The following is a 21,640-nucleotide window of genomic DNA, read 5'->3' as shown; positions in this document are numbered from 1 at the left end:
CCCGCTGGTCCCCGGCCAAAGACCGCCGGGTGCCGCGCAGGGGGCAATGTGCCCCGATCCGTCCCCCCCCCCGCCCTTCGGCAGATGCCCCGCAGACACGCTGCCGACGGCGCGCCCGGCCGTTGCCCGGCCGCGCCTCAAACGCAGTCCCGCCGACCCGTCCGGGGCACAAAGACCGAACCCGCGCCCCGGGGCGGAGCCGGCACGAGCGCGATTGCGCGGCCGCCCGTTTCGCCCTAGGTCCGGCCCATGACCGCCGCCCTCGACGATCTGCGCGGCCGCATCGCGGCCTGCCGGCTCTGCGCCGGGCGCTTTGCCGCGACCGCCACCGCCCATGCGCCGCGCCCGGTCCCCTGGTTCGGCCCGGCCCCGCGGGTGCTGGTCTGCGGACAGGCGCCGGGGCTTCGGGTGCACAAAGCCGGGCGGCCCTTCCTCGATCCCTCCGGCGACCGGCTCCGCGCCTGGATGGGAATCGGCCCCGAAACCTTCTACGACCTCTCCCGGGTCGCGGTGCTGCCGATGGCCTTCTGTTTCCCGGGCTATGACGGCGCGGGCGCCGACCTGCCGCCGCCCCCGCTCTGCGCCAAGACCTGGCACCGCGCCGTCCTCGCGGCGCTGGGTCCGGTGCCGCTGACCCTGCTGATCGGCGGCTATGCCCAGCGCTGGCATCTCGGCCGCGCGGCCCGGCCGGGCGTGACCGCCACCGTCGCGGGCTGGCGCGCCCATGCGCCGCAAGTCTTTCCCTTGCCACATCCCTCCTGGCGCAATACCGCCTGGCTCAACCGCAACCCCTGGTACGAGGCCGAGCTGATCCCCGCCCTCCGCCAGCGCGTCGCCGAGGTTCTCGCATGACCGCCGACACTTCCGCCCCCCAGCCGCGCAGCCGCGCCGCGGCCCTCGACCGCGCCCATGCCGCGATGACCGCTGCGCCCGACGACCCGGGGCCGCGGCTGGCCTATTACGGCCGCCTTGCCGCCAGCGAACTGGTGCTCCTGCTCGACCGCGACGCCGAGGACGACCGGATCGCGCCCCGCATCTTCGATCTCGACGAGGGCCGCGTCGTGCTGGCCTTCGCCGACGAGGGCAGGCTGACCGATTTCACCGGCACGCCCTCGCCCTATGCGGCGATGCCGGGCCGGACGCTGGCTGCGATGCTGGCCGGGACCGGCCTCGGCCTCGGCGTCGATCTCGGCACCGGGGCGGGCGAGCTTCTGCCCGCCGCAGCGGTCGAGTGGTGGGCCGGGATGCTGGCCGCGCCGCCCGAGCCGCTCGACCTCGTCCCCGAGGCGCTGACCCCGCCGGGCGATCTGCCCGCGCCGCTTCTGGCCGCGCTCGACACCTGCCTCGCCGATGCGGCCGGGCTCGCCGCCTGCGCCTGGCTCGCCGGGCTCCGCCACCCCGCGGGCGAGACGACGCTGCTTCTGGCCTTCCTCGACCCGGCCGAGGGCGCCGAACCCGCGCTCGCCCGCGCGGTCTCCGAGGCCGTCCGCTTCAGCGGCCTCGACAGCGGCGCGCTCGATCTGGCCTTCTTCGCGTCCCAGGCACCGATGGCCGCCCGGCTCTCGCGTCTCGGCCTCCGGATCGAGCTGCCCCAGCCCGCGCCCGAAACCCTGACCCCGCTCGCCGATCCCGACGCGCCCCCCCGCCTGCGTTAGGCCGACTGCGTTAGGCCGCCTGCGCCCCCCGCCTGCGTTAGGCCGCCTGCGCCGAACCGCCTCTTCTTCTTGGCGAAAATACCCCCGCCGGAGGCGCCGCGCGCGTCCAGCGCGCGGCCGGGCCCAAGGCCGGACCAGCAGGGCGCAAGCCCTGTGCAGGCCGGGGGCGGGAGCGCCCGGGCCTGACGCCCCTCAATACCCCCGCGCCCGGTCGACCCGGAACAGAAGCGGCTCGCCCGCCTCCGCGCGGCGCACATTCTCGGCGATCACCCGCGCGGCCGAGGCAGGGCGGGTTTCCGCGGCCACATGGGGCGTCACCGTGACCCGCGGATGGCTCCAGAACGGATGATCGGGCGGCAGCGGCTCGACCCGGAAGACGTCCAGCGTGGCATGGCCCAGCCGCCCGGCATCGAGCGCCGCCAGAACCGCCGCCTCGTCCAGAAGCGCCCCCCGCCCGGGATTGAGCAGAACCGCCCCCTCGGGCAGCCAGGACAGCCGCTCGGCGTCGATCAGCCCCTCGGTCTCGGGCGTCCGGGGCAACAGAAGCACCAGGATCTCGGCCCGCTCCAGCACCGGGCGCAGCCCCTCCGCGCCGTGATGGCACTCGACCCCTACTACGGACCGCGCCGTGCGGCTCCAGCCCAGCACCCGGAACCTCAGCGCGGCCAGCGCCTCGGCACAGGCCCGGCCCAGCTCGCCCAGGCCCAGCACCGCGACCATCCGGTCGCGCGCCAGCGGCGGCACGTGCTTGTCCCAGTGCGGCGCGGTCGCGCGAATGTGGCGGTCGATCCCCAGATGATGGCGCAGCACATGGCCCGTCACCCATTCGACCATGCCCTCCTCGAGGCCCGCATCGACCATCCGGCAGAGCGGCTGGGTCAGGGTCGGGTTGCCGACCACGGTCTCGACCCCGGCCCAGAGGCTCAGGACCGCCTTGGCCCCGGTAAAGGGTGTGAAATCCGAAATCCCGCCCCTCGGCGCGAAGACCACATAGTCGATGGCCGCCGGATCGCCGGTCTCGGTCGTCACCTCGGCCGCGATCCCGGCCTCCTCGAAGGCGCGGGCCAGCGGCGCGCGATACTCGGCCCAAAGCCCGGGCGGTGCCGAGAACAGGATCTTCGGCATCAGCGCCCCCGCGGCCGGTGGATATGTGCGCTCTGCACCAGCCCGAAGGCCGCCAGCAGCACCAGCATCGCCGATCCGCCATAGGACACCAGCGGCAAGGGCACCCCCACGACCGGGGCCAGCCCCATCACCATCGACATGTTGACCGCGAAGAACAGGAAGAAGGTCGCCGCGATCCCCAGCGTCAGCAGCGACGAGAACCGGTCCCTGGTCTGCATCGCCGACGAGATGCAGAAGACGATGATCAGCACATAAAGCGCCAGCAGGGAAATCCCGCCGATAAAGCCGAACTCCTCGGCCAGCGTGGTGAAGATGAAATCGGTATGCTTCTCGGGCAGGAAGTTCAGCCGCGACTGCGTGCCCTGCATGAAGCCTCGGCCCGCCCAGCCGCCCGATCCCAGCGCGATCTTCGACTGGGTGATGTGATAGCCCGCTCCCAGCGGGTCCGAGGACGGGTCGAGGAAGGTGTCGATCCGGCGGAACTGATAGTCCTTCAGCAATTGCCAGGGTGTGCCCCGGCTGGCGAAGACCGCCGAGACGAGCCCCACGCCCCCCGCGACCACCACCGCGAAATAGGCCCAGTGCACCCCCGCCAGAAACATGATGATCCCGCCCCCCGCGATCAGCAGAAGTGCTGTGCCCAGATCGGGTTGCTTCAGCACCAGCGCCGTCGGCAACAGGATCAGCAGAAGCGGCAAGGCCACGAATTGCGGCTTCGACACATGGCGGATGTCGAGCCAGTCGTAATAGGCGGCCAGCATCATCACCAGCGTGATCTTGGACAGCTCGGAGGGTTGCAGCCGGAAGACCCCCAGATCGATCCAGCGCTGGGCGCCCATCCCGACCGTGCCGAAGAAATCGACCGCGACCAGCAGCAGGACCGAAATCCCGTAGGCCAGCGCCGCCATGTTGCGCCAGAACCAGATCGGCACGAAGGCGACGACGAACATCACCGTCATCCCCAGCGCAAAGCGCTTCATCTGCGGATCGGCCCAGGGTTCCAGCCGCCCGCCCGCCACCGAATAGAGCATCATGAAGCCGATGCCCGCCACCGCCGTCAGCAGCAGCACCAGCGCCCAGTTGACATACAGCACCTTCGACAGGCCGGTCGGCACGCGCTTGACGTTATATTCAAGATAGCTCACGCCCGGCTCCTCCCGCCCGACGCGAACGACCCGGGATCGCGCAGCGGCAAGTCGTTCAGGCGCCGTTCGGCCTCCCAGCGCTGGTCGCTGGGATAGGCCTCGCCCGGCGGCACCCGGCCATAGAGCGCGCGCAGCGTGATGTCGCGGGCGATGGGCGCGGCCACGGCCGAGCCGCCGCCGCCATGCTCGACCACGACCGCGACCGCGACCTTGGGCGCCTCGACCGGGGCGAAGGCCACGAACAGCGCATGGTCGCGCCGCTCCCAGGGCAGATCCTCGTTGCGGAAGACGCCCGCCGCGCGCTCGGCGGCGGTGATGTTGCGCACCTGGCTGGTGCCGGTCTTGCCCGCCATCGCCATGCCCTCGGCCACGACGCGCGAGCGATGCGCCGTGCCGCGCCGCGAATTGACCACCGCATCCATGCCCTTGCGGATCCGGGCGAGGTTCACGGGATGAATGTCCAGCGGCGCGCCCGCGCCCGAGGGTTGTTCGACCCCGTCGATCGACCGCACCAGCCGCGGCGTCACCGCCCGCCCGCTGGCGATCCGCGCCGACATCACCGCCAGTTGCAGCGGCGTCGCCAGTACGTAGCCCTGGCCGATCGAGGCGTTCAGCGTGTCGCCGACCTGCCACTCCTGGCCATAGCGCGCGCGCTTCCAGGCGCGGTCCGGCGCCAGCCCCTCGGCCACCGCCGACATCGGCAGATCGTGATGTACGCCAAGGCCCAGCTTGCGCGCCATCGCCGCGATATTGTCGATGCCGACGCGTTGCCCGACGTCGTAATAGTAGACGTCGCAGGATTGCTGCAGGCTCTCGGTCAGGTTGACATGGCCATGCCCGCCGCGGCTCCAGCAATGGAACCGCCGTTCGCCAAGCTTGAGGTAGCCCGGGCACCAGACCGTGTCCTCGGGCGTGATGACCCCGGCTTCCAGCGCGGCCAGCGCGGTCACGACCTTGAAGGTCGAGCCCGGCGGATAGGCGCCCTGCACCGCCTTGTTCGACAGCGGCCGGAAGGGCGTGCCTGTCAGCGCCCGGTAATCGGCGACCGAGATGCCCTGCACGAACTTGTTCGGGTCGAAGCTTGGCGACGAGGCGATGCCCAGCACGTCGCCATGCTCGATGTCCAGCACCACGGCGGCGGCGCTTTCCTCGCCCAGCCGGGCCTGCATGAAGTTCTGCAGCCCGGCGTCGATGGTCAGCTGCAGGTCCGAACCCGGCTGGCCGTCGATCCGGTCCAGCTCGCGGATCACCCGGCCCGCGGCATTGACCTCGATCCGGCGGGTGCCGGCCTTGCCGCGCAACAGCTCTTCTTCCTTGGCCTCGACCCCGGTCTTGCCGATCTGGAACCGCGGGATCTGCAACAGCGGGTCGGGGTCCTCGAGCTTCGACAGGTCATAGTCCGACACCGGCCCGACATAGCCCACCACATGGGCGAAATCGGGCCCCATCGGATAGTGCCGCGACTGCCCGACCTCGGGCGTGATGCCGGGCAGGACCGGCGCGTTGACCGCGACGCCTGCAACCTCTTCCCAGCGCATCCGGTCGGCGATGGTCACCGGCACGAAGGGGCTGTGGCGGCGGATCTCCTTCAGCGCGCGTTCGACGGTCTCGTCGTCCAGCCGCACCAGCCGGGTCAGCCGCGCCAGCGCCTGTTCGGGATCGCCCGCATCCTCGCGCACGATGACGATCCGGTAATTCTGCTCGTTCTCGGCGATCACATGGCCCTGGCGGTCGTAGAGGATGCCGCGCGCGGGCGGGATCAGGCGGATGTTGATCCGGTTCTCTTCGGCCAGCAGGCGGAACTCGTCGGCCTGGGTCACCTGCAACTGCCGCATCCTCAGCGCCAGCACCCCGGCAAACAGCGCCTGGGCCCCGCCCAGCACCAGCGTCCGCCGGCCGATCCGGCGGCTGCTTTCCTCGGCCTCGCGTTGCGACCGCTTCATCGGTTCAGCCCCCTCGGGTCCAGATCGCCCGGCGTGACCCGGCACACCCCCAGCGCATAGCGCGAGGCCAGGGCGACCAGCGGATAGACCAGCGCCGTCACCAGCGCGAGGAATATCAGCCGCCCGAAATCGGCCTCGGGTACCGAGAACAGCGCCAGAACCAGCCCGTCGGCCAGGTAAATCGCGAAGATCGTGCCCCCGGTCAGCAGCCATTCCGGGCCGAAGGCCGTCTCGACCGAGACCTGCTGGCGCGCGCGCATGAATTCGGACCCGACCAGCACAAGGGCGGTCATCAGCCCCGGCGGGCGCATCAGCAGCATGTCGAGCATCAGGAAGACGCCCGCGATCAGCCAGGGCGGCAGGTAGTCGGGGCGCCGCTGCAGCCAGGCCAGCGTCAGGCACAGCATCCAGTCGGGGGCGGGCAGGCGGCCCGGGCGGGTTTCCAGCGGCAGGATCATCACGAAGACCGTCAGCACCGCGAGGCCCAGGAAGATCAGCCGATACAGCCAGCGGTCCAGCGTTGTCGGGTCAACCATTGCCGGGCTCTCCGCCCGCATCGGCCGCCGGGGCGGGCATCGGCTGCGGCCCCACCGGGGCCGGGATCACCAGTGCGCCGGGATCGCGGATCACTTCGTTGGCGTGGCTTCTGAGCACCCGCAGGAATTCCAGCCGGTCGTATTCGGCGGCCAGCCGCACCCGCAGCCGCTGGTCGCGCCCAAGCGCCAGATGGCCGACCAGAAGCCCCGCCGGAAACACCCCGCCATCGCCCGAGGACACCACCCGGTCGCCGGGCCGCACCACGGCCGGGTCCTCGACGAAGTCGAGCACCGGCGCCGTCGAGTTGTCGCCTGCCAGGATCGCGCGCTGGCCCGAGGGCTGGATCGTGACCGGTACGCGGCTGTTGGAATCGGTCAGCAGGATGACCCGCGCCGTGGTCTCGCCCACGCCCGAGATCCGGCCGACAAGCCCCAGCCCGTCGGTGGTGGCCCAGCCGTCGAGAATGCCGTCGCGCGCCCCCACATTCAGCAGCACCGACTGGCGGAAGGGCGATCCGCTATCGGCCATCACCACGCCCGTCACATAGGTCAGGCTTGGATCGAGCCGCACATTGTTCAGGTCCAGAAGCTTGGCGTTTTCCTGTTCCAGCTGCAGCGCCGCCTCTTTCCAGGCCTTCATCTGCCGCAGCTCGCGGCGCAGCTCCTGGTTCTGCTCGGCGAGACGGGCATAGGACTGAAAGCCCTCGACCAGCTCGGCGCCCTTGGTGATCGGCGCCATCGCCCAGTCGAAACCGGGGATCACACGGTCGATCAGCGCGGCGCGCATGCGCTCGACCCTGGGGCTGTCGATCCGCCACAGCACGAACAGCGCCATCAGGACGAAAACCGTCCCGCCGATCAGGATGCGGCGGATCGGGCGGGCATAGTCGATCTGGGTGTTGCGATCTGCGGCCAAGTCAGCCTCGCTTGCGGCACGCGCGGCCTGCCGGTGTCATGCCGGTGTCAGGCCGGGCTCAGCTCTCGTAATCTATCACATGCCGGAGCTGTTTTTCGTATTCCAGCGCTTTGCCGGTCCCCAGCGCCACACAATTGAGTGACTCGTCGGCGACCGAAATTCCAAGCCCCGTCTGCTCGCGCAGCGCAAGGTCCAGCTCGCCCAGAAGCGCGCCGCCGCCCGTCAGCATCACGCCGCGGTCGACGATGTCGGCCGCCAGATCGGGCGGCGTCGCCTCAAGCGCGGTCATCACCGCCTCGCAGATCTGCTGAACAGGTTCGGCCAGCGCCTCGGCGATCTGGGCCTGGTTGATCTCGATTTCTTTCGGCACTCCGTTCAACAGGTCGCGGCCCCGGATATGCATGACCGCGCCGCGTCCGTCATCGGGCATCCGCGCCGAGCCGATCGAGGTCTTGATGCGTTCGGCCGTGGCCTCGCCGATCAGGATGTTCTGCTGGCGGCGCAGGTAGTTGATGATGCCGTCATCCATCCGGTCGCCGCCGACGCGGACCGAGCGCGCATAAACGATGTCGCCCAGGCTGAGCACCGCGACCTCGGTGGTGCCGCCGCCGATATCGACGACCATGGACCCGGTCGGATCGGTGATCGGCATGCCCGCGCCGATGGCCGCGGCGATGGGCTCGGCGATCAGGCCGGCGCGGCGGGCGCCCGCCGACAGCACCGACTGGCGGATCGCGCGTTTCTCGACCGGGGTCGCGCCATGGGGGACGCAGACGATGATCTTGGGCTTGGTGAAGGTGGTGCGCTTGTGGACCTTGCGGATGAAATACTTGATCATCTCTTCGGCCACGTCGAAATCGGCGATCACGCCTTCGCGCATCGGCCGGATCGCCTCGATGGACCCGGGTGTGCGGCCCAGCATCAGCTTGGCGTCCTCGCCGACGGCCAGCACCTGCTTGCGCCCGTCCTTGACGTGGAAGGCCACCACCGAGGGCTCGTTGAGGATGATGCCGCGTCCCTTGACATAGACGAGCGTGTTCGCCGTGCCGAGGTCGATCGCCATGTCCGACGAGAACAATCCGCCAAATCCTGCCATGTCGTGGGGTCCCGCAATTGAAAGTCAGGGTCCGCGAGTCAGCCACCGGGACCGGCCCACGTTATAGGCGGTCGGCGGCGGGGCGGTAAAGGGCGCATTCTACGGGGTGGAAGCGCCTTTCCGCCGCTTTCACCTATCGAACATTTGTAATGGGAAATTCCCGCGTTCGTGCGGCTCAAAGTCTCAGTTTTCGAACATAAAGCCACCGGGGCAGGGCGCAGCGCGCGCCACCCCGGCAGCGGGGCTGCGGATCAGATCGCGGCCAGGTTCCCTTCGGGCTTGGTCTTCTCGCGCCGGACCATCAGCCGATTCAGGGCGTTCACATAGGCCTTGGCGCTGGCCACCACGGTATCGGTGTCCGAGGCCTGGCCGGTCGCGATCTTGCCGTCCTCCGACAGGCGCACGCTGACCGTGGCCTGGGCGTCGGTGCCGCCGGTCACCGCATGCACCTGGTAAAGCTCCAGATGGGCGTGATGCTCGACCAGCTGCTTGACCGCGGCGAAGGTGGCGTCGACCGGCCCGTCGCCCTGCGCCGTGACCCGGTGCTCGACCCCGTCGACCGAGAGGATCAGGTCGGCCGATTGCGGCGCCTCGGTGCCGCAGATCACCCGCAGGAACTTGACCTGGATGCGGTCATGCTCGGCATCCAGATCGCTGTCGCGCATCAGCGCCAGCAGGTCGTCGTCATAGACCTCCTTCTTGCGGTCGGCGAGCGCCTTGAACCGCACGAAGACATCCTTCAGCTGGTTGTCGCCCAGATCGAAGCCCAGCTCCTTCATCTTCGAGCGCAGCGCGGCGCGGCCCGAATGCTTGCCCATCACCAGGTTGGTGGCATTGAGCCCGATATCGGCGGGGCGCATGATCTCGAAGGTCTCGGCATTCTTCAGCACGCCATCCTGGTGGATGCCGGATTCATGCGCGAAGGCGTTCTTGCCGACGATGGCCTTGTTGAACTGCACCGGAAAGCCCGAGACGGTCGCGACCTTGCGGCTCAGCCCCATGATCCGGGTGGTGTCGATGCCGGTCTGGAAGGGCATGATGTCGTTGCGCACCTTCAGCGCCATCACCACCTCTTCCAGTGCGGTATTGCCCGCGCGTTCGCCAAGCCCGTTGATGGTGCATTCGATCTGCCGGGCGCCCGCCTCGACCGCCGCCAGCGCGTTCGCCGTCGCCATGCCCAGATCGTTGTGGCAGTGCGTGGCAAAGACGATCTGATCGGCGCCGGGCACGCGCTCCAGCAGCATCTCGATCAGTTTCGCGCTTTCGCGCGGCGCGGTATAGCCCACGGTGTCGGGGATGTTGATCGTGGTCGCGCCCGCCCTGATCGCGGTCTCGACCACGCGGCAGAGGTAATCGTGCTCGGTCCGGGTCGCGTCCATCGGCGACCATTGCACGTTGTCGCAGAGATTGCGGGCATGGGCCACGGTCGCCTCGATCCGCTCGACCATCTCGTCCTGCGTCAGCTTGGTGATGTCGCGATGCAGGGGCGAGGTGCCGATGAAGGTGTGGATGCGCGGCCGGGCGGCATGCTGGACCGCTTCCCAGGCGCGGTCGATATCGGGGAACTGGGCGCGGGCCAGCCCGCAGATCACTGCGTTGCGCGAATTCTTCGCGATGTCGCGCACCGCCTCGAAATCGCCTTCCGAGGCAATCGGGAAGCCCGCCTCGATGATGTCGACGCCCATCTCGTCGAGCATCGCCGCGATTTCCAGCTTTTCGTCATGGGTCATGGTGGCGCCGGGGCTTTGTTCGCCGTCGCGCAGGGTGGTGTCGAAAATCAGGACGCGGTCCTGGTGCGAGCTCTCGGTCATGGCAGAATCTCTCTTGTCTTTAGCCTTAGCCTTCGGGGGAATGCGGCGCGGAAGATACCCTCTGAGCGGTCGCGCCTGTCCGGCACGCTCAGAGGCGGCTAAGGAGAAGAAGAAGGCCGAGGGACAGCGTCCGCGCAGGCTGCGCGGTAATGATCGCAATATGTCCGTGGCGTTCCATGGGCGGAAGTATAAGCGGCTCGGTCGCGCAGGGGAAGGGTCTTTCGCGGGACCCGCCGCGCGGTCTGGCCGCAGCCCGGTCCGCCCGGCGGAAAGCGATGGAATATGACATGGAGATTTCCGTTACGGCGTGAATTCTGAAAATTGAACATGTCATCGGCCGAGGTCGGGACGAGTTGCCGTCGGAGGAGGAGGGCGCCCGGCCCGGGGCCTTGCCGGAGGAGCGTGAATGGTGCATGGCGCCGCGCCGAGGGGCCGCCGAACCTGCCGGTGGACAGCACCGCGATCGAGTTCCTCGGGTGAAGCGGGACCGGGGCCCCAGCCGGGCCGCGTAAGCCCGATGAACCGAACGGGCAGGCCCGCAAGCATGGCGTTCAGGCCCGCCGCCAATGGCGCAAGGTGCCTCTGGCCAGGGATGCCGCCGCTTCGGACATCCGCGCCGACGCTCTCGGCCCCGGCACAGCCGGCCGGGAAGACGACACCCCCTTCCTCGGGAAAACGATCCCCCGGACCGTTTTCCGATCCGCCTCATCGCCGGACTTGCCCGACCGGATCCCCCAGGCCGAGGATATCGGCACCGTGACCGCGGACGGCGCTTGCGGCACTCGACGCGGTCACAGCGCCATCATCCTGCGCGGCGCCACGGCGATCATCCCGGTCCGGAAAAACGGCCGGCCATGGACAGAGGACTGCCCTGCCGGCTCGGCTCTGCTCCCGGACAGATGGCGGATATCGGCTTGCCCCGCAACGAAACCCTGCGCGCCACGCGGTCCCGTGGCAGGGCGTTCCGGACGCGGCGGACAGGATACCACGCCCGAAGTCGCGCCGAGGCAAAGATGCCCGCGCCGGTTCGCTCGGACCGGTGGCGCTGAACCGGCTCGGCCCCCAGTTCCTTCGGAGAGCGCATCGCCGCGATCGATCCGGACCGCCAAACCGCCGAAATCCACATCCGCGTCATTCGCCATTGCCGCTCGGACCAATGGCGCGACATGGCTCATTCATCAGCCGTCTCAACGCTCCGGCACCGCCGAAAGCGTCCGCGTGGCCTGAACCTGGAGGGGAAAGGGGAAAGGGAAAGTCACGCCTCGGGCCGCCTTTCGGCAACAATGCCCGGCCGGATCAACCGCAAGCCGCAGAAGGTCGCCTCGCTGACCTTCGACGGGGGGATGTGGCCCGCGCTCGGCGTTCGGAGGCGCGGGGGCTCAGTCGGCGGGCGGCGGGGCGCTGGCCGCCTCGGGGCGGTCTGCCGCGCCCGCGGGCGCCGTCGTCAGCACCCCGTTGGTCCAGGTGCCCGAGCGGATCTCGCCATCCGAGTATTTCATCACGCCCTCGCCCTCGTAGCGGCCATCCGAGAACATGCCCTCGTAGATGTCGCCATTGGCATAGGTGGCGCGGCCGCGGCCGTCGAACTTTCCGGCCTTCCAGCCGCCGGTATAGCTGAACCCGTCGGGCATGGTGATCGTGCCCTGACCCTCGCGCTGGCCCTTGACGAAGCTGCCCGAATAGACCGAGCCGTCGGCATAGGTCGCGGTGCCCTCGCCATGGCGCAGCCCGCCCATCCAGTCGCCGGTATAGCTGTAGCCGCCGGCATGGGTCATCGTGCCCGTGCCGTCATAGGCGGCATCCTTGAACTGGCCCTCGTAGACCAGCCCGTTGGGGAAGGTGGCCTTGCCCGCGCCGCCGATCACGCCCCCGGTCCATTCGCCCTCATAGGTCGAGCCGTCGGCATAGGTGACCTTGCCGGTGCCGTCGGGAAGATCGGCCCGGAACTGACCCTCGTAGACCGCGCCGTCGGGATAGGTCAGCTTGCCCAGCCCCTCGATCCGGCCCGCGACCCATTCGCCCTCGTAGCGATAGCCGTCGGCGCCGGTCAGCGTGCCCTTGCCGTGGCGCTTGTCGTTGCGGTACTCGCCCTCGTAGACGTCGCCATTGGCGAAGGTGACCTTGCCGGTGCCGTGCCGCTCGCCATTGACGAAGAGGCCCTCGTAGATGTCGCCGTTGGGCTGGGTCAGGGTGCCGAGACCGTTCATCTCGCCATCCTTCCAGGACCCGGAATAGCTCAGCCCCTCGGGGGTGGTCAGCGTGCCCTTGCCGGACCGCTGGTTCTGGGACATCTCGCCTTCATAGACGCGCCCGCCCGGATAGGCGATCCTGCCCTTGCCGTCCTTGACGCCGTTGACCCAGGTGCCCTCGTAGACATAGCCGTTGGGGCTGGTCATCTTGCCGATGCCGTGATGGACCGCGTTGCGGAATTCGCCCTCGTAGCGCACCCCGTTGGCATAGACCGCGACCCCGGTGCCGGTGATCTTGCCGTCCTGCCATTCGCCCTCGTAGGTGCCGCCATCGGCGAAGGTGATCTTGCCGGTCCCCTCGGGCTTGCCGTCCCTGAACTGGCCCTCGTAGACCGACCCGTTCACGAGCCGCGCGATGCCGGTGCCCTCGATCCGGCCGTCGACCCACTGGCCCGAATATTCGTAGCCATTGGGCAGCCGGTAGGTGCCGGTGCCGTCCTGCTTGCCGTTCTTGAAGGTGCCCTCGTAGATGCCGCCATTGTCGTATTGCTTGGTGACGACATCGCCGCTGTCCTGGGCCAGAGCGGTTCCGCCCGCGGCCAGCGCCGCGACCAAAGCCAGACGCGCCGTGATCCTGCCTGTTTTCTGCACCCGAGCCCCCATCGCCCTGCCGTGTCGCGGTTCTCTTTGAAAGCGCGGAAACCCTAGTGGAGCCTCGGCGGGCTTACAACGCTTTTCACCACCCGATGTCTTTCACTTGGCCGTCAGTCTGCTAAGAGGCGGAACAGGACGCGACGAGGACTTTCATGGCCGACGACCGGTTCCGCCTGACCCTGGCCCAGCTCGACCCGACGGTCGGGGCGCTGGCCGAGAATGCCGCCAAGGCACGCGCCGCCTGGGCGGCCGGGCGCGACGCGGGCGCCGACATGGTGGCGCTGCCCGAGATGTTCCTGACCGGCTATCAGGTGCAGGATCTGGTGCTGAAGCCCGCCTTCCTCGCCGATGTGGCCGCCCATCTCGAGGCACTGGCGCGCGATTGCGCCGTCGGGCCTGCGCTTGGGATCGGGGCGCCGGTCGCGGATGATGAGGGGCGCTACAACGCCTATCTCATCTGCGAGGGCGGCCGGATCGCGGCCCGCATCCTCAAGCATCATCTGCCCAATGACGAGGTCTTCGACGAAAAGCGTGTCTATCGCAGCGGGCCGATCAGCGGCCCCTACCGGATCGGGCCGCTGCGGATCGGCACGCCGATCTGCGAGGATGCCTGGTACGAGGACGTGACCGAGGCCCTGGCCGAGACCGGGGCCGAGATCCTGCTGGTGCCGAACGGCTCGCCCTATCATCGCGGCAAGCTCGACCAGCGGAAGACCATCATGGTCGCGCGCGTCGTCGAGACCGGGCTGCCGCTGGTCTATCTCAACCTCGTGGGCGGGCAGGACGACCAGGTCTTCGATGGGGGGTCGTTCGTGCTGAACCCGGGCGGGGCGCTGGCGCTGCAGATGCCGGTGCTGGACGAGGCGCTGACCCATGTCGAGTTTCGCCGCACGCCCGAGGGCTGGCGCGCCGGGCCGGGCTCGCTTGCCCCGCTGCCCGATGCCTGGGAACAGGACTACCGCGCGATGGTGACCGGGCTTGGCGCCTATGTCGTGAAAAGCGGGTTCTCGAAGGTGGTGCTGGGGCTGTCTGGCGGGATCGACTCGGCGCTGGTCGCGGCGATCGCGGCCGATGCGCTGGGGCCCGAGAACGTCCATTGCGTGATGCTGCCTTCGGAGTTCACCTCGGCCGCGTCGCTCGAGGATGCGGCGGCGGTGGCGACGGCGCTGGGCTGCCGGCTCGACGAAGTGCCGATCTCGGGGCCGCAGGCGGCCGTCGGCGAGGCGCTCGGCCCGCTTTTCGAAGGCACCGCGCCCGGCATCACCGAAGAGAACGTGCAGTCGAGGCTGCGCGGGCTGATCCTGATGGCGATCTCGAACAAGTTCGGCGCAATGCTCCTGACCACCGGCAACAAGTCGGAAGTGGCGGTCGGCTATGCCACGATCTATGGCGACATGGCTGGCGGCTACAATCCGATCAAGGATCTCTACAAGACCCGCGTCTTCGAGACCTGCCGCTGGCGCAACGCCCATCACCGGCCCTGGATGAAGGGACCGGCGGGCGAGGTGATCCCGCCCCGGGTGATCGAGAAGCCGCCCTCGGCGGAACTGCGGGCCGATCAGAAGGACGAGGACAGCCTGCCGCCCTATCCGGTGCTCGACCGGATCCTCGAGGCGCTGGTCGACGAGGACCTGTCGGTATCGGATCTCGTCGCGGAAGGGTTTGACGAAGAGACGGTGAAGCGGGTGGAGCATCTGCTTTACATCAGCGAATACAAACGTTTCCAGTCGGCTCCCGGAGCCCGTCTGACGCCGCGGGCATTCTGGCTCGACCGGCGCTATCCCATCGTCAACCGCTGGCGCGACCCGTCCTGAACGGGACCCCGATTTTTCGCAGAAAAATCGCGCCCGGTCGTTCCGTGCCGCGCCGCGCGGATGCCCTGCGCCTGTGGCGACTGGACCCAAGGCGCCCGCCCCATATCTCAGGACGCAGAACCACCTGACTGCAACCTGACCGGAGGGACCCGCCATGGCCCAACCCAAAGTCGCCGTGATCTTCTATTCGACCTACGGAACCAACCACCAGATCGCCGAGGCCGCCGCCGAGGCCGCTGCCGCCGCGGGGGCCGAAGTGCGCCTTCGTCGGGTGGCCGAGACCGCGCCCGAAGAGGTCGTCAAGGGGCAGGAGGCCTGGGCCGCCCAGGCCGAGAAGATGGCCCATATTCCCGAGGCCACGCCCGAGGACCTGGCCTGGGCCGACGCCTTCTTCTTCTCGACGCCCACCCGGTTCGGTGTCGCGGCCAGCCAGTTGCGCGCCTTCATCGACACGCTCGGGCCGGTCTGGCAACAGGGCAAGCTGGCCAACAAGGCCGTGACCGCCACCTCCAGCGCGATGAACCTGCATGGCGGTCAGGAAGGGACGCTGCTGACGCTGTACCCGACCTTCATGCATTGGGGCTCGATCCTGGTGCCGCCGGGCTTCACCGACGACACCGTCACAGCGGCCGGGGGCAATCCCTATGGATATTCCGCCAAGGCGGGAGAATTCGACGACGCCGGCAAGGCCGCGGTTGCTCATCAGGCCCGGCGGCTGGTCGAGGTCGCCGGCAAGCTGATCGCCTGACCGCGCGGCGCCCGGCGGCGCTCAGATCTCGGTGACGGGGCAGCGGTCGAGAAGCGCCTCGGTATCCTCGCGGGTGCACAGCGCGGTGGCATCGGTCATCACCGCCGCGCTGGCGGCCGCAGCACCCCATTGCAGCGCGCGGGCCAGCTCGGCGCCGCGCGCCAGCGCCAGCACGAAGGCGCCGACGAAGCTGTCGCCCGCCCCCACCAGCGAGCGCACCGGCACCTTGGCCGCCGCCACATGCAGCCTCAGCCCCTCGGCCGCCAGCACGTTGCCCTCCGCGCCCCGCGCGATCACCACGATCGAGGCCACGCCCCGCGCCACCAGTTCCGAGGCGAAATCGGCGCTGTCCTTGCGGTCGGGCAGGGCGCGCCCGGCCAGCTCCTCGGCCTCGAGCCCGTCCATGCGCAGCACATAGGGCACCGCATCCCGCGCCTCGGCCAGCCGGGTCAGGGCCGGGCCCGAGGTGTCGGCGAGGACGCGCGCGCCGCGTGACCCGATCTTGGCGCAGACCCGTTCGGTGAAATCCTCGGGCAGGCCGCGGGGCAGGCTGCCCGAGATCACGACATAGCCCGCCTCGGGCACCGCCGTCGTCACCGCCGCCAGCGTGGCCTTCAGCCCGGCCTCGTTCCAGATCGGCCCCGGCAGCACGAAGCGGAACTGCTCGCCCGAGGTGCTGTCGGTGACGGCAAGGCTCATCCGGGTCTCGCCCGGCGCCACCAGCGGAATGAGCCGGATGCCCTCATGTTCCAGCAGCGCCCGCAGCTTGTCGCCGTTATGGCCGCCCAGCGCCACCAGCGCGCGGCTTTCGCCGCCCAGAAGCCGGATCGCGCGCGACACGTTGATGCCGCCGCCGCCCGGATCGGTCACCGGCGGGGCACAGCGCAGCTTGTCGCCGGGCACGACATGGGCGACCGAAGTCGACAGGTCCACGGTCGGGTTGAGCGTGACGGTCAGGATATCGTGCATGGGTGGGATGGTCCTTGGCATTCGCGCCGCGAGAGTGCCACCCCCGCCGCGCGAGGCCAAGCCCGTTTCCGGGCACCTCGGCCGTCCGGGCCGCAACGACCTTCTGCCTGCCGCCCAGCTGTCACATCCCGCGTGATTGCAGACCCGCTTCCTGAAGCGTTCGGGCCGTTGACCTTGCCAGTCCTTGAGGGCGTCGACCGGTGTTCTGGCCTTCAGGGCCGATTGCGGCAGCTGGCTGTTGCAGAGGTGCACGCAGCGCAGGATAGTTTTCTCGAGGTCCTCGCCGCTGTGGAAGCGATGGCTCTGGAGCACGCCCCCTATCCGGCCGTTGAACCGCTCGGCCATGCCGTTCGCCTGCGGCCGCATCGGAAGCGCGAGGCGATGTTCGATGCCAAGGTCCGTGCAGAGCAGATCAAACGCGTGCTGTCCGGTTGCAGCGCGCCTGGATCGCCGCCCGGATACTGGGTGTCGTCGTCGCCTGCTTGTGAAGAGAGATCGGCACCTCCGCCCTCCATCCCGGACCTCGCGCAGAAGCGATCTTGCCATGAACAGGGCAGACCGACGGGGGGCCATGTGATCATCCGGGATGGAACACCTAGTCCAGCATCATCTGATAGCTGGCGGGCATATAGCGATAGCCGTCGGCCAACGCCTCGACATAGCCCAGCGCCGGGAACGGCATGTGATAGCCGATGAAGGGCATCCGTTCGGCCGCCAGCATGTCCAGAAGCCGCCGGCGGGTGGCCGCCGCCGCCGCCTTGTCGCGGTCATAGCGCACCTCCCAGTCGGGATGGGCCAGCGACCAGACATAGTGATTGGCGAAATCGGCGCCGATCAGCAGCGCCTTGCCCTCGCTTTCCAGCCGGTAAGCCATGTGCCCCGGCGTATGGCCGAAGGCCGCGACGGCGGTGACACCCTGCGCGGCCTCGCCGTCATCGTCGAGAAAGCGCGTCTTGTCGGCCAGCGGCCGCACCTTGGCCTCGAAGCCTTCGTCGCCCGACATGTCCCAGGCGTCGAACTCGACCGCGCCGGTGACGTAGCGGGCCTTGGAAAAGGTCTCGGCCCCGTCCTCCATCAGCCCGCCGATATGGTCGCCATGCATATGGGTGATGACAACGGTGTCGATCTGGTCGGGAGTGTAGCCCGCGGCCGCCAGCGCGGCGACGGTGCCCTGGGGCGCAAGCCCGGTATCGAAGAGGATCAGCTCGGATCCGGTATTGACCACGGTCGGGGTAAAGAAGAACTGCGCCCTGTCGGCCGGGATCATCGCCGCCTCGGACACGGCGGCGAATCGTTCGGGTTCGACATTCAGTCCGAAGATCGTCTGCGGGTCGGGCACGGTGCGGGTTCCGGCAAGGATCGTCGTCACTTCGAACGCGCCCAGCGTGAACCGGTTGAAGGGCGGCCGGGCCGGGCCCATCATCGGGGCGGCGGCCCGGGCCGGCGGGGCGGCGGCCGCGCAAAGCGGCAGCGCGGCCCCGGCCAGAAGCGCGTGGCGGCGGGTCATCTCGGTCATCGCGGGTCTCCCTCTGCTGGTCCGGCACGCGGCCGGATCTTCCCTGCGGGGAAGGATAGGCGCGATCCGCCGCCTAGCCATGTCACGACCATGTCACGGTCATGTCACGACGGCGCGAGCCGTGGACAGGATCGCGGGCGGGCGCGCCCTGCGGCAAGGAGGCACCGGGGCGGATCATTCCCACCAGGGGTCGATCGAGGCGATGTCGTCGTCGGACCAGCCGAAATGATGCGCGATCTCGTGGATCAGCACATGGGTGACCAGTTCGGTCAGGGTCACCTCCTCGCGCTCGACCCATTCGTCGAGGATGGCGCGGCGGAACAGCCAGATCGTGTCGGGCCGGTCGGGCTGGTCCATCACCGATTTCTCGGTCAGCGGGATGCCGTCGTAAAGCCCGGTCAGCTCGAACGGGCTGTCGATGTCAAGCTCGTCCAGCATCTCGTCGGGGGCCAGATCCTCGACCCGGATCGCCACCGCGCGGGCGGGGCCGCGGAACGGTTCGGGCAAAGCGTCGCGGGCGGCCGCGGCGATGTCGGCAATGTCGTCGAGCGAGGGCGGAAGGCCGTGGCGGATCGGGTCTGTCATGGGCCCGATATGGACAAAACGGCGTCGGTGTGGAAGAGCGGGCGCGCAAGGAGAATGCCCATGACCACCGTCACCCGTTTCGCGCCGTCGCCCACCGGCTACATCCATGTGGGCAACCTGCGCACCGCGTTGTTCAACTACATGATCGCCCGCAAGGCCGGCGGCACCTTCATCCTGCGCTTCGACGATACTGACCCCGAACGGTCCAAGCAGGAATATATCGACGGCATCCGCGAGGACCTCGAATGGCTGGGCTTCAGTTGGGACCGCGAAGAACAGCAATCGGCGCGGCTCGACCGCTATGCGGAGGTTGCCGCCGAGCTGCGCGCCTCGGGGCGGCTTTACGAATGTTTCGAGACCCCGACCGAGCTGGATCTGAAGCGCAAGAAGCAGCTGAACATGGGCAAGCCGCCGGTCTATGACCGTGCCGCGCTGGAGCTGTCCGAGGACGAGAAGGCCGCGCTTCGGGCCGAGCGTCCCGGGCATTGGCGTTTCCTGCTCGACCGCGAGCGGATCGACTGGACCGACGGAATTCTCGGTGACATCTCGATCGACGCGGCCAGCGTCTCGGACCCGGTGCTGATCCGCGGCGACGGGCAGGTGCTGTATACCTTCGCCTCGGTGGTCGACGATGTCGACATGGGCGTGACCTATATCGTGCGCGGGTCGGATCACGTCACCAACACCGCGACCCAGATCCAGATCATCGGGGCGGTCGGCGGCACCGCGCCGCGCTTTGCCCACCATTCGCTGCTGACAGGCGCCCAGGGCGAGGCGCTGTCCAAGCGGCTGGGGCATCTGTCGCTGCGCGATCTGCGCGAACAGGGGATCGAGCCGATGGCGCTTTTGTCGCTGATGGCGCGGCTGGGCTCGTCGCAGCCGGTCGAACTGGCGGGCAGCCTCGACGAGCTGATCGAGGGCTTCGATATCGGTACCTTCGGCGCGGCGCCGACGAAATTCGACGAACACGACCTGTTCCCGCTGACCGCCCGGCATCTGCACGGGCTGCCCTTCGCGGCGGTGAAGGACGAGATCGCGGCGGTGGGCGTGCCGGACGATCTGGCCGAACGGTTCTGGCAGGTGATGCGCGAGAACATCGTCACCCGGCGCGACCTGCCGGGCTGGTGGGCGCTGTGCCGCAACGGCGCCGAACCGCTGGTCGACGAGGAAGACCGCGCCTTCGTGACCGAGGCGTTCGCGCTGCTGCCCGAGCCGCCCTATGACGACGCGACCTGGGGCGCCTGGACGGCCGAGGTGAAGGCGCAGTCGGGCCGCAAGGGCAAGGGGCTTTTCATGCCGCTGCGCAAGGCCGTGACCGGCCGGGCCAAAGGCCCCGAAATGGGCGATCTGTTGCCGCTTCTGCAGAAGAAACCGGGCTAGGCGCGCCCGTCCGGGCACCGGTCGCGGAAAATTCGACCGGCTTCGGTCACGAGACCTTCCGGAAGTTTGCGCGAGGGGCCCCTGCCGGGCCCCTTTTCTTTCGTCGTCCAGCCGCTTTCGGACAGGGTCCGCCAGAACGGCCCTTGCCGGAAAACGACGCATGATCTACGTCTCGCGGCATCCGTCCCCGGGAGAATCCGGCGCTTGTCGCCGGTGCCGAAGGAGCAACCGCCCCGGTAAACTCTCAGGCAGCAAGGACCGCGGACGGACACGGACTCTGGAGAGAGGCGCGCGAGGCGTCCGCCGAAGGGATAGCGATCTCAGGCGAAGGGACAGAGGGGGCATCGGAGGGGACGTCCATGGGGGGCGTCCGCGATGCCGCGATGCATGCACGCATCCGGCCAGGGGAATGGGTTGCCATGTCGGGCTTGCTGCGCACCGCGCTTTACGATCTGCATCTGGAACTGGGCGCGAAGATGGTGCCCTTCGCGGGTTACGAGATGCCCGTGCAATACGGCCTTGGCGTGATGAAGGAACACCTGCATTGCCGGGTGCGCGCGGGGCTGTTCGATGTCAGCCATATGGGCCAGGTCAGCCTGCGCCCGAAATCGGGCATGGTCGAGCATGCGGCCATCGCGCTGGAACATCTGGTGCCGGTGGATCTGGTCGGGCTGAAGCTCGGCCGCCAGCGCTATGCGATGTTCACCAATGACGCGGGCGGCATTCTGGACGACCTGATGGTGGCACGACGCTGCGACGATCTGTTCCTGGTGGTGAACGCCGCCTGCAAGGCCGAGGATCTTGCCCATCTGCACGCCGCTATCGGCTGCGATTGCGACATCGTCGAGCTGACCGACCGCGCGCTGCTGGCGCTGCAGGGGCCCGAGGCCGCCGCCGTGCTGGAGACCGTGGCGCCCGGCGTGTCCGACATGCGCTTCATGGATGTGGCGATCATCGACACGGCTGATGGCCCGCTCTGGGTGTCGCGCTCGGGCTATACCGGCGAGGACGGGTTCGAGATCTCGGTGCCGGCCGAGCGTGCCGAGGCGCTGGCCCGGCAGCTTCTGGCGCATGAGGCGGTCGAGGCGATCGGGCTCGGCGCCCGCGACAGCCTCAGGCTGGAGGCCGGGCTCTGCCTTTACGGCCATGACATCGACACCGGGACCTCGCCGGTCGAGGCCGATCTGGCCTGGGCGATCCAGAAGGCGCGCCGCACCGGCGGCGCGCGCGAAGGCGGTTTTCCCGGCGCCGCGCGCATCCTTGCCGAGCTGGCCACCGGCGCGGCGCGCCAGCGGGTGGGGCTGCGCCCCGAAGGCCGGGCGCCGATGCGCGAGGGCACCGCGCTTTTCGCCGCAGAGACCGGCGGCGATCCGGTCGGCACGGTGACCTCGGGCGGGTTCGGCCCGTCGGTCGGGGTGCCGGTCTCGATGGCCTACGTGCCCGTTGATCTTGCCCTGGAAGGGGCCAAACTCTGGGGCGAGGTGCGCGGCAAACGCCTGCCGGCCGAAATCGTGCGCCTGCCGTTCCGCCCGTCGACCTACAAGCGCTGAGGGACACT

The 21,640-nt window shown here is 69.0% G+C and carries 17 protein-coding genes, 2 pseudogenes and 2 riboswitches; of the genes and pseudogenes, 7 read left to right on the top strand and 12 right to left on the bottom strand.

Annotated features, from left to right (window positions below; genetic code table 11):
- Positions 1–249: 249 nt before the first annotated feature.
- Positions 250–852: a uracil-DNA glycosylase family protein gene (locus tag EV657_RS12945; protein WP_113670452.1), complete on the top strand. Its 603-nt coding sequence runs from the start codon at positions 250–252 to the stop codon at positions 850–852.
- Positions 849–1,655 (top strand): SseB family protein, encoded by an 807-nt coding sequence (locus EV657_RS12940; RefSeq protein WP_113670451.1) that lies wholly within the window; start codon positions 849–851, stop codon positions 1,653–1,655. The genes EV657_RS12945 and EV657_RS12940 overlap by 4 nt, the downstream gene beginning before the upstream one ends.
- Positions 1,656–1,847: 192 nt before the next feature.
- Here the strand turns inward: EV657_RS12940 and EV657_RS12935 are convergent, their stop codons facing one another.
- The 7 genes from EV657_RS12935 to EV657_RS12905 form a co-directional block, all read right to left on the bottom strand.
- A complete protein-coding gene (locus EV657_RS12935) occupies positions 1,848–2,780 on the bottom strand; it encodes a 2-hydroxyacid dehydrogenase (protein ID WP_134078180.1) in 933 nt (310 codons plus the stop codon).
- Positions 2,780–3,925 carry a rod shape-determining protein RodA gene (gene rodA / locus EV657_RS12930; protein ID WP_075786831.1) on the bottom strand — a complete coding sequence of 382 codons (1,146 nt, stop codon included), beginning with the start codon at positions 3,923–3,925 and terminating at the stop codon, positions 2,780–2,782. Before rodA ends, EV657_RS12935 begins: the two co-directional genes overlap by 1 nt.
- Positions 3,922–5,868 carry a penicillin-binding protein 2 gene (gene mrdA, locus EV657_RS12925; protein WP_113670449.1) on the bottom strand — a complete coding sequence of 649 codons (1,947 nt, stop codon included), beginning with the start codon at positions 5,866–5,868 and terminating at the stop codon, positions 3,922–3,924. The genes rodA and mrdA overlap by 4 nt, the downstream gene beginning before the upstream one ends.
- A complete protein-coding gene (locus EV657_RS12920; RefSeq protein WP_134078179.1) occupies positions 5,865–6,404 on the bottom strand; it encodes a rod shape-determining protein MreD in 540 nt (179 codons plus the stop codon). The genes mrdA and EV657_RS12920 overlap by 4 nt, the downstream gene beginning before the upstream one ends.
- Positions 6,397–7,320: a rod shape-determining protein MreC gene (gene mreC, locus EV657_RS12915; RefSeq protein ID WP_113670447.1), complete on the bottom strand. Its 924-nt coding sequence runs from the start codon at positions 7,318–7,320 to the stop codon at positions 6,397–6,399. Before mreC ends, EV657_RS12920 begins: the two co-directional genes overlap by 8 nt.
- Positions 7,321–7,378: 58 nt before the next feature.
- Positions 7,379–8,416: a rod shape-determining protein gene (locus EV657_RS12910; protein ID WP_075786827.1), complete on the bottom strand. Its 1,038-nt coding sequence runs from the start codon at positions 8,414–8,416 to the stop codon at positions 7,379–7,381.
- A gap of 251 nt (positions 8,417–8,667) precedes the next feature.
- Complete coding sequence (locus EV657_RS12905; protein WP_134078177.1) at positions 8,668–10,227, bottom strand: 2-isopropylmalate synthase; 1,560 nt, start codon at positions 10,225–10,227, stop codon at positions 8,668–8,670.
- A gap of 339 nt (positions 10,228–10,566) precedes the next feature.
- Here EV657_RS12905 and EV657_RS12900 point away from each other — a divergent pair.
- A pseudogene (locus EV657_RS12900) lies at positions 10,567–11,360 on the top strand (transposase); the annotation flags it as partial.
- Between the two features lie 246 nt (positions 11,361–11,606).
- Here EV657_RS12900 and EV657_RS12895 read toward each other — a convergent pair.
- Positions 11,607–13,079, bottom strand: a complete 1,473-nt coding sequence (locus EV657_RS12895) for an MORN repeat-containing protein (protein ID WP_081382082.1) — start codon at positions 13,077–13,079, stop codon at positions 11,607–11,609.
- Between the two features lie 143 nt (positions 13,080–13,222).
- Between EV657_RS12895 and EV657_RS12890 the strand changes: the two genes are divergently transcribed.
- Complete coding sequence (locus EV657_RS12890) at positions 13,223–14,884, top strand: NAD+ synthase (protein ID WP_134078175.1); 1,662 nt, start codon at positions 13,223–13,225, stop codon at positions 14,882–14,884.
- A 154-nt stretch (positions 14,885–15,038) separates the two neighbouring features.
- On the top strand, positions 15,039–15,632 hold the full coding sequence (gene wrbA, locus EV657_RS12885; protein ID WP_113670445.1) for an NAD(P)H:quinone oxidoreductase type IV: 594 nt from the start codon (positions 15,039–15,041) through the stop codon (positions 15,630–15,632).
- Between the two features lie 21 nt (positions 15,633–15,653).
- On the opposite strand, the gene EV657_RS12880 is transcribed toward wrbA, so the two are convergent.
- The 4 genes and pseudogenes from EV657_RS12880 to EV657_RS12865 all read right to left on the bottom strand — a co-directional run bounded on the left by EV657_RS12880 (position 15,654) and on the right by EV657_RS12865 (position 18,702).
- The gene (locus EV657_RS12880) at positions 15,654–16,601 is read right to left on the bottom strand and encodes a 1-phosphofructokinase family hexose kinase (RefSeq protein ID WP_113670463.1); all 948 of its coding nucleotides are present in this window, start codon (positions 16,599–16,601) and stop codon (positions 15,654–15,656) included.
- Positions 16,602–16,811: 210 nt separating this feature from the next.
- Positions 16,812–17,147 (bottom strand): annotated as a pseudogene (locus EV657_RS12875) (integrase core domain-containing protein); the annotation flags it as partial.
- A 49-nt stretch (positions 17,148–17,196) separates the two neighbouring features.
- A complete protein-coding gene (locus tag EV657_RS12870) occupies positions 17,197–18,117 on the bottom strand; it encodes an MBL fold metallo-hydrolase (RefSeq protein ID WP_134078174.1) in 921 nt (306 codons plus the stop codon).
- A gap of 174 nt (positions 18,118–18,291) precedes the next feature.
- Positions 18,292–18,702, bottom strand: coding sequence for a metallopeptidase family protein (locus EV657_RS12865; RefSeq protein WP_134078172.1), 411 nt, complete (start codon positions 18,700–18,702; stop codon positions 18,292–18,294).
- Between the two features lie 54 nt (positions 18,703–18,756).
- Between EV657_RS12865 and gltX the strand changes: the two genes are divergently transcribed.
- Both gltX and gcvT read left to right on the top strand, forming a co-directional pair.
- Positions 18,757–20,082 carry a glutamate--tRNA ligase gene (gene gltX / locus EV657_RS12860; protein WP_134078170.1) on the top strand — a complete coding sequence of 442 codons (1,326 nt, stop codon included), beginning with the start codon at positions 18,757–18,759 and terminating at the stop codon, positions 20,080–20,082.
- Positions 20,083–20,260: 178 nt separating this feature from the next.
- A riboswitch (glycine riboswitch) is annotated at positions 20,261–20,353 on the top strand.
- 4 nt (positions 20,354–20,357) lie between these two features.
- Positions 20,358–20,420: riboswitch (glycine riboswitch) on the top strand.
- 81 nt (positions 20,421–20,501) lie between these two features.
- Complete coding sequence (gene gcvT, locus EV657_RS12855; protein WP_134078168.1) at positions 20,502–21,632, top strand: glycine cleavage system aminomethyltransferase GcvT; 1,131 nt, start codon at positions 20,502–20,504, stop codon at positions 21,630–21,632.
- Positions 21,633–21,640: the final 8 nt, after the last annotated feature.

This window comes from Rhodovulum visakhapatnamense (assembly GCF_004365965.1).
Lineage (GTDB): Bacteria > Pseudomonadota > Alphaproteobacteria > Rhodobacterales > Rhodobacteraceae > Rhodovulum > Rhodovulum visakhapatnamense.
This window is presented reverse-complemented; position numbering and strand designations above follow the sequence as displayed.

Coding starts and splice junctions, on each gene's coding strand:
- EV657_RS12945 (WP_113670452.1), top strand. CDS start 250: ATGACCGCCGCCCTCGACGATCTGCGCGGCCGCATCGCGGCCTGCCGG.
- EV657_RS12940 (WP_113670451.1), top strand. CDS start 849: ATGACCGCCGACACTTCCGCCCCCCAGCCGCGCAGCCGCGCCGCGGCC.
- EV657_RS12935 (WP_134078180.1), bottom strand. CDS start 2,780: ATGCCGAAGATCCTGTTCTCGGCACCGCCCGGGCTTTGGGCCGAGTAT.
- mrdA (WP_113670449.1), bottom strand. CDS start 5,868: ATGAAGCGGTCGCAACGCGAGGCCGAGGAAAGCAGCCGCCGGATCGGC.
- EV657_RS12920 (WP_134078179.1), bottom strand. CDS start 6,404: ATGGTTGACCCGACAACGCTGGACCGCTGGCTGTATCGGCTGATCTTC.
- EV657_RS12910 (WP_075786827.1), bottom strand. CDS start 8,416: ATGGCAGGATTTGGCGGATTGTTCTCGTCGGACATGGCGATCGACCTC.
- EV657_RS12905 (WP_134078177.1), bottom strand. CDS start 10,227: ATGACCGAGAGCTCGCACCAGGACCGCGTCCTGATTTTCGACACCACC.
- EV657_RS12895 (WP_081382082.1), bottom strand. CDS start 13,079: ATGGGGGCTCGGGTGCAGAAAACAGGCAGGATCACGGCGCGTCTGGCT.
- EV657_RS12890 (WP_134078175.1), top strand. CDS start 13,223: ATGGCCGACGACCGGTTCCGCCTGACCCTGGCCCAGCTCGACCCGACG.
- wrbA (WP_113670445.1), top strand. CDS start 15,039: ATGGCCCAACCCAAAGTCGCCGTGATCTTCTATTCGACCTACGGAACC.
- EV657_RS12880 (WP_113670463.1), bottom strand. CDS start 16,601: ATGCACGATATCCTGACCGTCACGCTCAACCCGACCGTGGACCTGTCG.
- EV657_RS12870 (WP_134078174.1), bottom strand. CDS start 18,117: ATGACCGAGATGACCCGCCGCCACGCGCTTCTGGCCGGGGCCGCGCTG.
- EV657_RS12865 (WP_134078172.1), bottom strand. CDS start 18,702: ATGACAGACCCGATCCGCCACGGCCTTCCGCCCTCGCTCGACGACATT.
- gltX (WP_134078170.1), top strand. CDS start 18,757: ATGCCCATGACCACCGTCACCCGTTTCGCGCCGTCGCCCACCGGCTAC.
- gcvT (WP_134078168.1), top strand. CDS start 20,502: ATGTCGGGCTTGCTGCGCACCGCGCTTTACGATCTGCATCTGGAACTG.